Annotated in this window: 15 protein-coding genes; all 15 read right to left on the reverse strand. The window is 72.9% G+C overall.

What is annotated here, in order from left to right; translation table 11 throughout:
• Positions 1–184: 184 nt before the first annotated feature.
• Positions 185–2,254 carry a flagellar biosynthesis protein FlhA gene (gene flhA / locus QFW81_RS13545; protein WP_280579497.1) on the reverse strand — a complete coding sequence of 690 codons (2,070 nt, stop codon included), beginning with the start codon at positions 2,252–2,254 and terminating at the stop codon, positions 185–187.
• On the reverse strand, positions 2,251–3,402 hold the full coding sequence (flhB, locus tag QFW81_RS13550) for a flagellar biosynthesis protein FlhB (protein ID WP_280579499.1): 1,152 nt from the start codon (positions 3,400–3,402) through the stop codon (positions 2,251–2,253). Before flhB ends, flhA begins: the two co-directional genes overlap by 4 nt.
• A 4-nt stretch (positions 3,403–3,406) precedes the next feature.
• Positions 3,407–4,195 (reverse strand): flagellar biosynthetic protein FliR, encoded by a 789-nt coding sequence (fliR, locus tag QFW81_RS13555; RefSeq protein WP_425604045.1) that lies wholly within the window; start codon positions 4,193–4,195, stop codon positions 3,407–3,409.
• Positions 4,196–4,465, reverse strand: a complete 270-nt coding sequence (locus QFW81_RS13560) for a flagellar biosynthetic protein FliQ (RefSeq protein WP_280579501.1) — start codon at positions 4,463–4,465, stop codon at positions 4,196–4,198.
• Positions 4,466–4,469: 4 nt separating this feature from the next.
• Positions 4,470–5,306, reverse strand: coding sequence for a flagellar type III secretion system pore protein FliP (gene fliP / locus QFW81_RS13565; protein WP_280579503.1), 837 nt, complete (start codon positions 5,304–5,306; stop codon positions 4,470–4,472).
• Complete coding sequence (gene fliO, locus QFW81_RS13570) at positions 5,303–5,752, reverse strand: flagellar biosynthetic protein FliO (RefSeq protein WP_425604067.1); 450 nt, start codon at positions 5,750–5,752, stop codon at positions 5,303–5,305. Before fliO ends, fliP begins: the two co-directional genes overlap by 4 nt.
• Positions 5,753–5,982: 230 nt before the next feature.
• A complete protein-coding gene (fliN, locus tag QFW81_RS13575) occupies positions 5,983–6,321 on the reverse strand; it encodes a flagellar motor switch protein FliN (RefSeq protein WP_280579507.1) in 339 nt (112 codons plus the stop codon).
• Complete coding sequence (fliM, locus tag QFW81_RS13580; RefSeq protein WP_280579509.1) at positions 6,318–7,322, reverse strand: flagellar motor switch protein FliM; 1,005 nt, start codon at positions 7,320–7,322, stop codon at positions 6,318–6,320. Before fliM ends, fliN begins: the two co-directional genes overlap by 4 nt.
• Positions 7,319–7,819: a flagellar basal body-associated FliL family protein gene (locus QFW81_RS13585; protein ID WP_280579511.1), complete on the reverse strand. Its 501-nt coding sequence runs from the start codon at positions 7,817–7,819 to the stop codon at positions 7,319–7,321. The genes fliM and QFW81_RS13585 overlap by 4 nt, the downstream gene beginning before the upstream one ends.
• A gap of 616 nt (positions 7,820–8,435) precedes the next feature.
• Complete coding sequence (locus tag QFW81_RS13590) at positions 8,436–9,641, reverse strand: flagellar hook-length control protein FliK (RefSeq protein WP_280579513.1); 1,206 nt, start codon at positions 9,639–9,641, stop codon at positions 8,436–8,438.
• Positions 9,638–10,093 (reverse strand): flagellar export protein FliJ, encoded by a 456-nt coding sequence (gene fliJ, locus QFW81_RS13595; protein WP_280579515.1) that lies wholly within the window; start codon positions 10,091–10,093, stop codon positions 9,638–9,640. Before fliJ ends, QFW81_RS13590 begins: the two co-directional genes overlap by 4 nt.
• A gap of 5 nt (positions 10,094–10,098) precedes the next feature.
• A complete protein-coding gene (gene fliI / locus QFW81_RS13600; protein ID WP_280579516.1) occupies positions 10,099–11,502 on the reverse strand; it encodes a flagellar protein export ATPase FliI in 1,404 nt (467 codons plus the stop codon).
• Positions 11,499–12,092: a FliH/SctL family protein gene (locus tag QFW81_RS13605; RefSeq protein ID WP_280579518.1), complete on the reverse strand. Its 594-nt coding sequence runs from the start codon at positions 12,090–12,092 to the stop codon at positions 11,499–11,501. The genes fliI and QFW81_RS13605 overlap by 4 nt, the downstream gene beginning before the upstream one ends.
• Before the next feature lie 32 nt (positions 12,093–12,124).
• Positions 12,125–13,135 (reverse strand): flagellar motor switch protein FliG, encoded by a 1,011-nt coding sequence (fliG, locus tag QFW81_RS13610; RefSeq protein ID WP_280579520.1) that lies wholly within the window; start codon positions 13,133–13,135, stop codon positions 12,125–12,127.
• Positions 13,128–13,608: flagellar M-ring protein FliF C-terminal domain-containing protein (locus QFW81_RS13615; protein WP_280579522.1), on the reverse strand; the 481-nt coding region annotated here is incomplete at its 5' end. The genes QFW81_RS13615 and fliG, both read right to left, overlap by 8 nt.

Below are 13,608 nucleotides of genomic sequence, written 5' to 3' on the forward strand. Positions count from 1 at the left end.
CGGGCCTGAACTCGTCGACCGGCGCGTCGGAAGCTTGGCGCCCGGGATCCGGGGTGGGTGTCGGGACGCCGACGCGCGGCGGTGCGCGTCCGGGTGCCCGGGGCTCGACGCCGTTGGAGGTGGAGATCCCCCCGGGTGCGCTTCGCTTACCCGGGCTACCCCGGGCTACGCGCGGTGACGGCGGTCAGCCCACCGCGCCGACCAGGCGCAGGCGCTTGTCTTCGGGGACTTCGGCGTAGGCCAGCACCGCCAGCGAGGGCACGCTGTGGCGGACCAGGCGCGCGACCGCGGCGCGCACGCCGCCGGGCACCAGCAGCACCGCCGGTTCGCCGCGGCTTTCCTGGCGGGTGACGCAGTCGCCCAGGTTCTGGTGCAGGCGTTCGGCCAGGCCGGGTTCGAGCGCCGCGCCCTGGCCGCTGACCGATTCCTGCAGCACCCGCTCCAGCGCCGGGGCCAGGGTGTAGACCGGCAGCTCGGGCGCCATGCCGTTGAGTTCCTGCACGATGAAGCGGCCCAGCGAGACCCGTACCGCGGCGGTGAGCGCGGCCGGGTCCTGGGTGTGGGCGCCGTGCTCGAGCAGGGTCTCGACGATCTGCCGCATCTGCCGCACCGGCACCCGGTCGGCCAGCAGCGACTGCAGCACCTTCACCACCACCGACAGCGGCAGCAGCTTGGGCACCAGGTCCTCGACCAGCTTGGGCACGCTGCGGCCGAGCGCGGTGAGCAGGTGCTGCACCTCGTCGTGGCCGAGCAGGTCCGGCGCGCGCTCGCGCACGATGTGCGAGAGGTGGGTGGCCGCGACCGTGGCCGCGTCGACCACGGTGTAGCCCAGCGATTCGGCATGTGCGCGCTGGTTGGGCAGGATCCACACCGCGTCCAGCCCGAACGCCGGGTCCTTGCCGGGAATGCCGTCGAGCTGGCCGAACACGCGGCCGGGATCCAGCGCCAGTTCGCGGTCGGGTACCAGTTCGCCCGTGGCCACCGGCACGCCGTGCACCAGCACGCGGTACTGGCCGGGGGCGAGTTCGAGGTTGTCGCGTACGTGCACGGCCGGGATCAGGAAGCCCAGGTCCTGGGTGAGCTTGCGGCGCACGCCCTTCAGGCGCGCCAGCAGCTGCCCGCCCTGGGCCTGGTCGACCAGCGCGATCAGCTTGTAGCCGACCTCCAGCGCCAGCGGCTCGACCGGCCGGATCTCGTCCCAGCTCAGTTCGGCCATCGGTGCCGGCGCGGCGTCGCTGCGCGCCTCGGCCGGCGCGGCCTCGGCCTCGGCCGCGCGCTTGTGCAGCTTCCACGCCGCGAAGCCCAGGATCGCCGCCAGCGCCAGGAACGGCAGGTTGGGCATGCCCGGCACGATGCCGATCACGCCCATCAGCAGCGCTGAGACGGTGAGCGCGCGCTGGTGGCCGAAGACCTGCTTCGACACCGTCTCGCCCATCTCCTGCTCGCCGGTGGAGCGGGTGACGAGCATGGCCGTGGCGACCGCCACCAGCAGCGCCGGCAGCTGCGCGACCAGGCCGTCGCCGATCGCGAGCGTGGTGTAGGTCTGCGCGGCGGAACCGAACGACATGCCGTGCGAGAGCATGCCGATCAGGATGCCGCCGACCAGGTTGATCACCAGGATCAGGATGCCGGCGATGGCGTCGCCGCGCACGAACTTGCTGGCGCCGTCCATCGAGCCGTAGAAGTCGGCCTCCTCGCGCACTTCCTGGCGCCGCGCCTTGGCGTCCTCGCGGTTGAGCAGGCCGGCGTTGAGGTCGGCGTCGATCGCCATCTGCTTGCCGGGCAGGGCGTCGAGGATGAAGCGCGCCGACACCTCGGAGATGCGCCCGGCGCCCTTGGTGACGACCACGAAGTTGACGATCGTCAGGATCGCGAACACCACGATGCCGACCGCGTAGCTGCCGCCGATCACGAACTGGCCGAAGGCCTCGATCACGTGGCCGGCCGCAGACCCGCCCTGGTGCCCGTGCAGCAGCACCACGCGGGTGGAGGCCACGTTCAGCGCCAGCCGCAGCAGGGTGACCAGCAGCAGCACGCTGGGGAAGATCGAGAATTCCAGCGGGCGCTTCACGTAGACCACCGCCAGCATCACCACCAGCGACAGCGCGATGTTGATCGTGAACAGGCCGTCGAGCAGCAGGGGCGGCAGCGGCACGATCACCATCGCCAGGATCGCCAGCACCACCACCGGCGCGGCCGCACCGGTGCGCAGGCTGTTCATCAGGCCGCCGCCGCGGCCGGGCAGGGCGCTCATCGTGCCGGGATCCCGTCGTCGGGATCGGGGGCGCCGTCGGCGCCGACGTCGACCTCGGCCATCGCCGGCATCGGCCCGCGGCCGGGCACCCAGGCCCGCAGCTGGAACACGTACGACAGCACCTGCGCCACGGCGGCGTAGAGTTTCACCGGGATCTCCTGGTCGACCTGCGACTGCCGATACAAGGCGCGTGCCAGCGGCGGCGCCTCGACCACCGCCACCCGGTGCTGTTCGGCCAGGGCGCGGATCGCCAGCGCCATCTCGTCCACGCCCTTGGCCACCACCTTCGGCGCGCGCATCCCCGGCTGGTACTGCATCGCGACCGCGTAGTGGGTCGGGTTCATCACCACCACGTCGGCGGTGGGCACCGCCTCCATCATCCGCCGCTGCGACATCTGCCGCTGCACCTGGCGCACGCGCGCCTTGAGTTCGGGGTTGCCTTCGGCCTCCTTGGCCTCGTCGCGCAGCTCCTGCTTGGTCATCTTCAGCTTGCTGCGGTGCTGGTGGTGCTGCCAGGGCACGTCGATCGCGGCCAGCAGGCCGAGCGCGCCGATCATCGCCAGCAGCGCGCTGGAGGCCAGGTCGACCCCGCCGGCGACCGCGGCCTCCAGCGAGGCCTGCGGCATCGCCAGCAGGCTCGAGAACGCGCGCCACACCATCCAGCCGCCGACCCCGCCGATCAGCGCCACGCGCAGCAGCGAGCGCAGCAACTCGGCCAGGCTCTCGGCGCCGTACACGCGGGCGAAGCCCTTGATCGGGTTGAGGCGGGCGAAGTCCGGCTGCAGCGACTTGCTGGCGAAGCGGATCCCGCCCATCGCCATCGGCGCCAGCAGGCAGGCGGCCAGCGCCGCGAACAGCAGCGGCAGCAAGGGCAGCGCCAGCTTGCCCACCAGCGCGGCGGCGTGCGGCAGCAGGCGGTCGGGCGCGTCGAGCAGGGCGCGGTCGAAACTCAGGGCGTCGCGCATCCAGTCGCGCGAGTGCGCGCCGACGCTGCCGCTGGTCGCCTTCAGCGCCAGCACCGCGCAGCCGAGCACCGCCACGTTGGCCAGCTCGCGCGAGCGCGGAACCTGGCCCTTCTCGCGTGCATCGCGCAGCCGTTTCTCTGTCGGCTGTTCGGTGCGGTCTTCCTTCTGGGCTTCCTCGCTCATCGCCTCAGCCCGTCAGTGCGCGCGCGGCGGTGAAGGCCTCGCCGAACAGCCGGTCCACCGGCGACTGCAGCTGCCGCATCAGCAGCATCAGCAGCACCAGGCCGACCAGCAGCGAGACCGGTAGGCCGATCGCCATCGGGTTGAGCTGGGCCGCCGCGCGGGCCAGCACGCCGAAGGCGATGTTGACCGCCAGCAGCGCCATCATCACCGGCAGCGCCAGCAGCGCGCCGGCGCGCAGGCAGGCACCGAAGAACGCCGGCACGGCCTCCAGCAGCGCGTCCACGTCCGGCAGCGCGGCGCCGATCGGCAGGCCGCCGTAGCTGTCGGCCAGCACGCCGACCAGGGCCAAGTGGCCGTCGATGCTGAAGAACAGCAGCGCGAAGGCGAGGTAGAACCACTGCGACAGCACCGCCGAGGACGCGCCGCTCAGGGGATCGGCCATGGTCGCGAACGACAGGCCCATGCCCTGGCTGACCAGTTCGCCCGCCAGCCGCCCGGCCTCGAACGCCAGCCGCAGCATCATCCCGATGGCGATGCCGACGGAGAATTCGCGCAATACGCCCAGCGCGGTGGCCGCGTCCACACCCATCGCCGGCGGCGCCGGCAGCACGGTCGACAGCGCCGCCGACAGCGCCAGGGTGGTGATCAGCCGCGCGCGCACCGGGATGCCGCGGCCGCCGATCACCGGCAGCACCTGCAGCGCCGCGCCGATGCGCAGCGCGTACCACAGCACGGTGGCCAGCATGCCGAACAGGTCGACCCCGGCCATCGATGCGAGCGAGACGGTGTCCACCTAGCCGATCAGGTGCGGGATGCGGTGGAACAGGTCGGTGGTGAAGGCGACCATGCGCCCGAGCAGGAAATGCCCGGTGGCGGCGAGCACCGCCACCAGCCCCACCACCTTGACCACGAACGGGATGGTCGGCTCGTTGATCTGGGTGGCGGCCTGGATCACGCCCACCGCCACGCCGACCACCAGCACCGCGATCAGTGGCGGGCCGCCGAGCACGAGCGCCATCTGCAGGCCGCGGGAAATCTCGCCGAGTGCGGTTTCGGGACTCATGGCGTCAGACCGGGTTGAAGCTGGCGGCGAGCGAGCCGACCACGAGCACCCAGCCGTCGACCAGCACGAACAGCAGGATCTTGAACGGCGCCGAGATCAGCATCGGCGAGAGCATCATCATGCCCATCGACATCAGCACGCTCGCCACCACCAGGTCGATGATCACGAACGGGATGTAGATCAGGAACGCGATCTCGAACGCGGTCTTGAGTTCGCTGGTCAGGAACGAGGCGGCCAGCACGCCGAACGGCACGTCCTGCGGGGTCGCGTACGGACCGGAGTTGGACAGCCCGGCGAATGTCATCAGGTCGGTCTCGCGCACCTGCGCCAGCATGAAGCCGCGGAAGGGTTCCGAAGCCGCGGCCCAGGCCGCACGGAAGTCGAGCTGGTCGTCCAGGTAAGGCGCGATGCCGTTGGCCCAGGCCTGGTCGAACACCGGCATCATCACCATCGCGGTGAGGAACAGCGCCAGCGCCAGCAGCACCTGGTTGCTCGGCGTCTGCCCGGTGCCCAGCGCCTGCCGCAGCAGGCCGAGCACGATGATGATGCGGGTGAACGCGGTCAGCCCCAGCAGCGCGGCGGGCAGCAGGGTGATGCCGGTCATCAGCGCCAGCACCTGCAGCGGCAGGCTCACCGGCTGGTTGCCGATGTTGCCCACTTCCACCGACGGCAGCGGCTGCGCCGGGGACGCGGCGGGCACCGCCGGGACCGCGGGCGCGGCCTGGGCGAAGGCGATCGAGGGCGCGAGCACCGCCGACAGCAGGCACGCGGCCAGCAGCCAGGCCGGCCACGTGGCGCGGCAGGCGGCCGCGGCGCGGCGAAGGACGTGCAGGGCGGTCATGGCGTCTTCTTTCCGAGGTGCCGGGCCAGCAGCTGCGCGAACGCCGGCGTGGATTTCGCGGTGGCGGTGGGCAGGGGCTGGTCGAGGGTGTGCAGGGTGCGGGTGCCGCCGGCGCCGACGCCGAGCAGCAGCTGGGTTTCGCCCACTTCCACCACGACCAGGCGGTCGCGCGGGCCGAGCGCGAGCGCGCCGACGATGCGCAGCGACGGATGGGCGCCGGCGCCGCCGCCCAGGCCCGGCATGCGCTTGGCCAGCCAGGACAGCAGCAGGATCAGGCCGACCACCAGCACCAGCGCGAACACGGCGCCGCCGAGCGTGCCGGCGGTGGCGGGCGACTGCGGCGCGGCCGCGGGCGTGCCCGCCTGTCCGGTGGTCGTGGTCGTCGCCGCAGTGCGTGGCGCGGCGGTCGACGCGAGGGCGCGTGCGCCCGCGTCCGCAGCCGGTATCGCGGCCGCGGCGGCGGCCGCATCGGCGCCGGCCTCGGGCCGGTCCGGCACCACGGCGGCGTGGCCGATCGCGGTCGCCTGCGGAGCGGCGCTGCCGGTGGCATCCAGGGTGTCGGCGGCGTGCGTGGTATCGGCGGCCGTATCACCAGCGACGTCCATCGTCGCGGGCGCGGCATCCGCCCAGGCGCCGGCAGCCGGCAACTGCGCGGCCGCCTGCGAAGCGGTCGCGCTCATCGCAGCCTCTTGATCCGCTCGGCGGGGCTGACCACGTCGGTCAGGCGCACGCCGAAGCGGTCGTTGACCACCACCACTTCGCCCTGCGCGATCAGGGTGCCGTTGACGTAGACGTCCAGCGGTTCGCCGGCGCCGCGTTCGAGTTCCACCACCGAGCCCTGGTTGAGCTGCAGCAGGTTGCGGATCGGAATGCGCGCCCGGCCCACTTCCAGCGACAGCGAGACCGGCACGTCGAGGATCACGTCGAGGTTGAGGTCCGCGCCCGCGGCGTGCGGCTGCCCGGCATCGGCGGTGAGCGGATCGAAGGCGGCCAGGGCGGCGTCGTTGCTGGTCATGGCGTCAGGCTCAGGGAGTCGAGGGTGGGAACGGTCCGCGCGGCATGCACCTGCGTGACCTTGATGGCGTTCTTGCCGTTGTGGATGCCGAACTCGCCGGTGAACAGCGGCATCTGCTCCACCTGCAGCTGCACGTGGCGTGCCAGCTCGATCGGGATCACGTCGCCGACCTTCAGCCGCGACAGTTCGCGCAGGCTGATCTGGCGCTGGGCGATCGCCGAGCTCAGTTCGACCTCGGCGTCCTGCAGCTGGGTGCGCATGGCGCGGGTCCAGCCTTCGTCCTTCTCGATCCGGTCGCTCTGCACGCCGGCGTCGAGCTGTTCGCGGATCGGCTCGAGCATCGCGTAGGGAAGCGCGACGTGCAGTTCGCCGCCGCCGCCTTCGAGCTCGACGTGGAAGCGGCTGACCACGATGTACTCGCGCGGACTGATGATGTTGGCGAAGTGCGGGTTGACTTCGGAGTTGACGTATTCGAACTCGACCGGCATCACCGGCGCCCAGGCGTCGACCAGGTCGGTGAAGGTCTGCTTGAGCAGCAGCTGGATCACGCGCATCTCGGTCGGGGTGAACTCGCGGCCCTCGATGCGGGTGTGGAACTTGCCATTGCCGCCGAAGAAGTTGTCGACCACGGTGAACACCAGCCGCGGTTCGAAGGTGACGATCGCGGTGCCGCGCAGCGGCTTCATCTTCACCAGGTTGAGGTTGGTCGGCACCTGCAGCGAATGCATGTACTCGCCGAAGCGCAGCAGGTCGATGCCGCGCACCGACAGGTCGGCCGAACGCCGCAGCAGGTTGAACAGGCCCACGCGCCAGGTGCGCGCGAAGCGTTCGTTGATCATCTCCAGGGTCGGCAGCTTGCCGCGGACGATGCGGTCCTGGCTGGCGAAGTCGTAGCTACGCGCCTCGCCGGGGGCGGGCGGCGGCTCGGTCTCGACCACGCCGCTGTCGACGCCGTGCAGCAGGGCGTCGATCTCGTCCTGGGACAGCAGGTCGGCGCTCACTGGGTCACCAGGCTGGTGAAGATCACCGCTTCGACCTTGTCCGGCGCGCCTTCGGCCTTGAGCAGGGCGCGCACTTCGTCGCGTGCGGCCTGCTGCAGGCGTTCCTTGCCGGTGCGCTGGGTGAGCTGGCCGGCCTTCTGCTGGCCGAACAGCAGCAGCAGGCGGTTGCGCGCCGAGGGCAGGTGCGATTCGAGCGCGGCGAGCGTGGCCGGGTCGCGGGTGACCAGCTGCACGTCGGCCTGCAGGTAGCGCACGGCATCGGTGTCGGCCAGGTTGACCACGAACGAGGGCTCCATCGCGATGTACTGCGCGGGCAGGCGCACCGGCGTGGCGGGCTTGGCGGCCGCTTCGGCCTGCTGCTTCGACTGCCACCACCACCAGCCGCCGCCGGCACCGCCGAGCACGACGACGGCGATCAGCAACAGCGGCCACAGACGGCGCTTGGGCTTGGCGACCGCGGCGGCCGGGGCGGTCTGGGTGGCGGCGGGGGCTGGCACGGGTGTGGACTCCGGTGGGATGCCGGAGAGATGCAATCCGCGTGCCGCGCCCGCGACGGCGTTTTGACGGAGCGTCGCGGCGGCATGCGCCGGCCCTTTGACGGCCCTCCGGCCCGTTCGGCCGACCTCGCCCGCCGTAATCCGCCGGAACCCGCCCGTAGCCCGGGTAAGCGCAGCGCACCCGGGGCCGGGGTACCGGATCGCATCGCGCCCGGCCTTCCCGGATGCGGCCTTCGGCCTTATCCGGGCTACGCCGATCCGGGCGACGCGCAGGTCCGGGCGACGGACGCCCGTAGCCCGGGTAAGCGCAGCGCACCCGGGGCCGGGTGTCGGATCGCATCGCGCCCCGGCCTTCCCCGGATGCGGCCTCCGGCCTTATCCGGGCTACGCCGATCCGGGAGACGCGCCGATCCGGGTGCCGGATGCCGCGTAGCCAGGGTAAGCGAAGTGCACCCGGGGCCGGGTGTCGGATCGGACCGCGCGTCCGGCCTTCCCGGATGCGGCCTTCGGCCTTATCCGGGCTACGCCGATCGAGCGACGCGCCGACCCGGGTGCCGGATGCCGCGTAGCCCGGGTAAGCGCAGCGCACCCGGGGGTCCGGGGCGTGAGCGCGCCATCAGGCGTATTCGTCGAGCAGGCCGCGCAGGCGCGCGTTCAGCGGCGTCGACAGCGGCGCGTCCTCGCCGGAGCGCGTGTCGGTTCCTGCGTTCGCCGCCGTGCCGTTGCGCGGCGTGCCGTCCTGGCCCGCCTGGCGCTGGCCGACGTCGGCCTGGCCCAGCTGCAGGCCATGCTGGCCCAGCAGTTCGCGCAGCCGCGGCAGGCTGGCTTCGATCGCCTGCCGGACCTCGGCGTGGGCGCTGTGGAATTCGGCCCGGACCTGGTCGCCGTCGAGCTGCACGCGCACGTCGATCGGCCCGACATGCTCGGGGTTGAGGCGTATCTCGGCGTGGCCCAGGCGCTGTTCGGCCATCCAGGCGATGCGGGTGCCGAAGCCGTCGTCGAACCCGGCGCCCGGATCGGCCGGCATCGGCAGCGGGGTGGCAGGCGGTGGGACTGCGGCCGCGCCCGGCGCACGCGGAGCGGCCAGCGGGGCGGGACCGGTGAGCCCGGTCTGGGGCGCCTCGATGGAGAACGTGGCGTCCGCCGCGCCGCCGGACTCGAGGGCGGCGGCCTGCGCTCCGGTCGCCGCGGGGGCGAGCGCCAGCGGCGAGGTGGCGGGGTCGGTGAGCGCCAGCGTGCCCGCGATGGCGGCGGCGATGGCGGGCTCGCTCGTGGCGGCCGACGAGGCGGCGGCCGCCGGCCCGGCCGATGTCGGTCCGGCCGACGTCGGGAGCGATGCCGCGGACGCGGAGCCGTCGGCGACGGCCCCCGCGACGCCGCCCGCCAGCGCCGCCGCAGCGGCGGCCGGCAGTCCGGGAAGCCGCGGGGTACCGCCGGCGGCGACTGCCGCAGGCGCGGCGCCCGGCGCCTGCGCGCCGAGCCACTGGCCGGCAAGCATCGCCAGCAACTGCTCGGGCGAACGCTCGCCGGACGCCGGGTCGGCGGAGGCGTCGGCCGGTTCGACTGGCGTCGATGACGGGGTTGGCGCGCGCGGCGTGGAGGCGGGCGGCGACGCCAGCAGTTCGGCGAACGGGCGTCCGTCGGCCTGTGCTGGTTCGCCCTGCTCCCCGCCTGCGGACGCGGATTCGACCGCTCCCCCCCGCGCGGTGCGCGACGACGCCGACGCCGGCACACGCGCATCCGTACCCGGGTCGGCGCGTGGGCCGGTGCGCGGCGACGTCGCCGCGGCCATGCCGGCGCCGAGCGGAGCGGCGGCGTTCACGACCCCGCTCCGTCGTCGGCGGCCTGCGCGGCCAGGCGTGCGCGGCGTCCGCCGAGGTCGTCGAGCTCGCGCTGCACGCGCTGTTCGGCGGCCTTCGATTCCTGCGCCCGGTAGCTGTCGGCCAGCTGTTCGAGCACCTTGGTTTCGCGGCTGGCCAGCATCAGCCGCGCGCGTTCGACGTCGCTGAGCTGGCGGCTCTGGTCCACGATCCCGGCCTGCTGCACCACCGCGGCATTGAGCCGTTCGCGGAACGCGAGCCGGTTGACCAGCAGCGCGGGCGAGATCGAGGTCGAGGCGGGCGCGGTGGCGTACTCCTCGGCGTAGCGGCGCAGCGCGTCCAGCCGCTCCTGCTGTTCGCCGAGCGCGCGTTCGCGGTCGGCGACGTCGCGCGCCACCGAGTCCTGGCGCTGCTGCATGATCCTGAGCAGTGGATCGAGCCGTTGCGAACGCATCGGGGTCAGGCCTCCTGCGGCCGGGTCTGGGCGGCGCCGGGCGCCGGGCCGGGATCGAGCAGGGCGGCGAGCGCGTCGCGGCTGGACGCCACGTCTGCCGCTTCGCTCACGTCCTGGCCGAGGAAGGCCTGGATCGCGGGCCAGCGCGCGACCGCCTCGTCGACGGTCGGGTCGCTGCCGCGCTGGTAGGCGCCGATCGCGATCAGGTCGCGCTGCGCCGAATGCGCCGCCATCAGCCGCTTGAGCCTGCGGATGCGCTCGCGCCACGCCGGGTCGGTGATCTCCTGCATCACCCGGCTGACCGAGACCTCGACGTCGATCGCCGGGTACTGGCCGGCATCGGCGATGCGGCGGGTGAGCACGATGTGGCCGTCGAGGATCGCGCGCGCGGCGTCTGCGATCGGCTCCTGCTGGTCGTCGCCCTCGGTGAGCACGGTGTAGAACGCGGTGATCGAGCCGCGGCCGTCGGCGCCGTTGCCGGCGCGCTCGACCAGCTGCGGCAGCTTGGCGAACACCGACGGCGGGTAACCGCGCGTGGTCGGCGGCTCGCCGACCGACAGGCCGATCTCGCGCTGCGCATGCGCGAAGCGGGTCAGCGAATCCATCAGCAGCAGCACGTGCAGGCCCTGGTCGCGGTAGTACTCGGCGATCGCGGTGGCGCGCAGCGCGCCGTGCAGGCGCGCCAGCGGCGGCCGGTCGGCGGGCGTGGCCACCACCACCGAGCGGCGCAGGCCTTCCTCGCCGAGCGTGCTCTCGACGAAGTCGCGCACCTCGCGGCCGCGTTCGCCGATCAGGCCGACGACGATGATGTCGGCGGCGGTGAAGCGGGTCATCATGCCCAGCAGGGTCGACTTGCCGACGCCGGAGCCTGCGAACAGGCCGATGCGCTGGCCGCGGCCGATCGGCAGCAGGGCGTTGATCGCGCGCACGCCGACATCCAGCGACTGGGTGATCGGTTCGCGCATCAGCGGATTGATCGCGGTGCCGGCCAGCCCGATCCACTGTTCGGCGCGGATCGGGCCGCGGCCGTCGAGCGGCACGCCGTCGCTGTCGATGACGCGGCCGAGCAGGCCCTCGCCCACCGCGACCTCGCCGCGACGGCGCGACGGCACCACGCGCGCGTTGGGCAGCAGGCCCTCCAGGTCGGCGGTGGGCATCAGGAAGGTGCGGTCGCCGGAGAAGCCGACCACGTCGGCATCGACCCAGCGGCCGCCCGCGGTTTCGACCTTGCAGCGCGAGCCGAGCGGCGCGCTGCAGCCGGAGGCCTCGAGCGTCAGCCCGACCGCGCGTCGCAGCACGCCCTCACGCGCCAGCGCGAGCGAAGCCGGCTTCGGGTCGGCGGCATGCAGCCGCGCGGCCAGGCGCAGGTTGCGCGCCTCCTGCCAGTGCGCGGCGGCGACGCTGGTCATGCTTGCGCCTCGCTGGCGGCCAGGGTGGCTTCGAGCACGCACTGCAGGCGCGAGGCGATGGTGCCGTCGATGCGCACGCTCTCGCTGTGCAGGCGCAGCTCGCCGCGGCCCAGTGCGCCGTCCACCACCAGGCGCACGCCGTCCAGGCCGGCCAGATGCGGGGCGAGCACGCCGAAATCGTCGTTGTGCAGGCGCAGTTCGAGTTCGCGGGTATCGCTGCCGACCGCTTCCAGCGCCTCGCGCACCAGGTCGGCGAGCAGGGTCGGATCGGTCTGGTAGGCGCGCCCGAGCAGGCTGCCGGCGATGCGCACGGCCAGGTCGGCCAGCGCCTCGGCGACCTCGCCGTCGAGCCGCGCCAGCGGACGGGTGAAGCCGTCGAGCACGCCCTCGATCTGCGCGACCATGCGCCGCACCTCGGCCTGCCCGGCGGCCAGCCCTTCGGCATGGCCGCGGGCATAGCCTTCCTCGTGCGCGGCGCGTTCGAGGGCCTGCAGGTCCTCGACGCTGGGCAGCGCCGGCGGCGGTTCGGCGGCCGGCGGCGGCACCAGCGACAGCCCGGGCGCGTTCCAGCGCACGGCGCCCGCGGACATGGACGGATCCACCGCGGGCAGCGCACCGCCGTTCATACCAGCACCTCGGCCTTGGCCGCGAGCTGGATGTCGCCGTTGTCGGCCATCCGCCGCACCACCGCCAGGATTTCCTTCTGCGCCGTTTCCACTTCGGCCAGGCGCACCGGGCCGCGCGCCTCCATGTCCTCGATCAGGATCTCGGCCGCGCGCTGCGACATGTTGCCGGTGATCTTCTCGCGCACCCGGGCCTCGGCGCCGCGCAGGGCCAGCGCCAGCTGCTCGCTGGAGATCTCGCGCAGCACCGCCTGCATCGCGCGGTCGTCGATCTCGGCCAGGTTGTCGAACACGAACATCAGGTCGCGGATGCGGGTGCCGAGTTCGCCGTCGACCTCGCCGATCGCGCCGAGCAGCACTTCGTCCTGTCCGGAATCCATGAAGTTGAGGATGTTGGCGGCGACCTTGACCCCGCCGACCGAGGACGACTTGATGTTCTGGTTGCCGGCGAACTGGCGCGCCATCACCTCGTTGAGTTCATTGAGCGCGTGCGGCGGGATGCCGTCGAGCGTGGCCAGGCGCAGCAGCACGTCCACCCGCACGCGCTCGGCCAGGCACTTGAGCACTTCGGCGGCCTGGTCGCCGTCCAGGTGCGCCATCACGATCGCGATGATCTGCGGGTGCTCGTTGCGCACCAGCTCGGCGATCGCGCGCGGCTCCATCCACTTCAGGGTGTCGAGGCCGGACGTGTTGCGCCCGTGCAGGATGCGGTCGATCAGGCTGCTGGCGCGATCCTCGCCCAGCGCCTGGGTGAGTACCGCGCGCACGTAGTCGTCGGCGCCGCTGCCCAGGCCGGTGGGCTGGGCCAGCACGTCGACGAACTCGTCGAACACGCGCGCCACCGATTCGCGGCTGACGCCGCCGACCGAGGTCATCGCCAGGCCCAGCTTCTGCACTTCCTTGGCGCCCATGTGCTTGAGCACCTCGGCCGCCTGCTGCTCGCCGAGCGAGAGCAGCACGATCGCCGCGCGCTGCACGCCGCTGAGCGGTTCCGCGCGTGGGTCAGCCATCGGCGGCCACCATGTCGCGCACCACCTGGGCCACGCGCTTGGGATCGGTGTTGACCGCGGTGCGGGCGATCTCGAGCTTGTCGTCGAAATTCATCGCCGATGCCGGCACCGGGCCGGAGGCCGCGACCACCTTGGCCTGCGCCGGCGCCGACAGGGTCACCGGTGGCTCGTCGTCGACATCGGCGGCCGGCAGCACGGTCGCGGTGGCGACCTTGGGCGCCAGCAGCTGGCGCGAGGCGGGCCGCAGCACGGTGAAGATCAGCAGCAGCACCGCCAGGCCGCCGAACACCAGTCGCGCCAGTTCGCGCGCACGCGGGTGCTGCCAGATCGGCGGACCTTCCATCGGCGCGTCCAGCGCGCCGCGGGCGAACGGGGCGTTGACCACCGAGACCACGTCGCCGCGCGCGGCGTCGAAGCCGATCGCCTGCTGCACCAGGGTCTCGATGCGCGTGATCTCGGCCGCGTTCAGGGCG

The organism is Luteimonas kalidii (assembly GCF_029887935.1).
Classification (GTDB): Bacteria; Pseudomonadota; Gammaproteobacteria; order Xanthomonadales; family Xanthomonadaceae; genus Luteimonas; species Luteimonas kalidii.

Bases quoted from the DNA above. Each gene is read 5' to 3' on its own strand.
- fliG (WP_280579520.1), bottom strand. From the start codon at position 13,135: ATGGCTGACCCACGCGCGGAACCGCTCAGCGGCGTGCAGCGCGCGGCG.
- flhB (WP_280579499.1), bottom strand. From the start codon at position 3,402: ATGAGCGAGGAAGCCCAGAAGGAAGACCGCACCGAACAGCCGACAGAG.
- fliJ (WP_280579515.1), bottom strand. From the start codon at position 10,093: ATGCGTTCGCAACGGCTCGATCCACTGCTCAGGATCATGCAGCAGCGC.
- fliP (WP_280579503.1), bottom strand. From the start codon at position 5,306: ATGACCGCCCTGCACGTCCTTCGCCGCGCCGCGGCCGCCTGCCGCGCC.
- fliI (WP_280579516.1), bottom strand. From the start codon at position 11,502: ATGACCAGCGTCGCCGCCGCGCACTGGCAGGAGGCGCGCAACCTGCGC.
- flhA (WP_280579497.1), bottom strand. From the start codon at position 2,254: ATGAGCGCCCTGCCCGGCCGCGGCGGCGGCCTGATGAACAGCCTGCGC.
- QFW81_RS13605 (WP_280579518.1), bottom strand. From the start codon at position 12,092: ATGTCCGCGGGCGCCGTGCGCTGGAACGCGCCCGGGCTGTCGCTGGTG.
- fliN (WP_280579507.1), bottom strand. From the start codon at position 6,321: ATGACCAGCAACGACGCCGCCCTGGCCGCCTTCGATCCGCTCACCGCC.
- QFW81_RS13560 (WP_280579501.1), bottom strand. From the start codon at position 4,465: ATGAGTCCCGAAACCGCACTCGGCGAGATTTCCCGCGGCCTGCAGATG.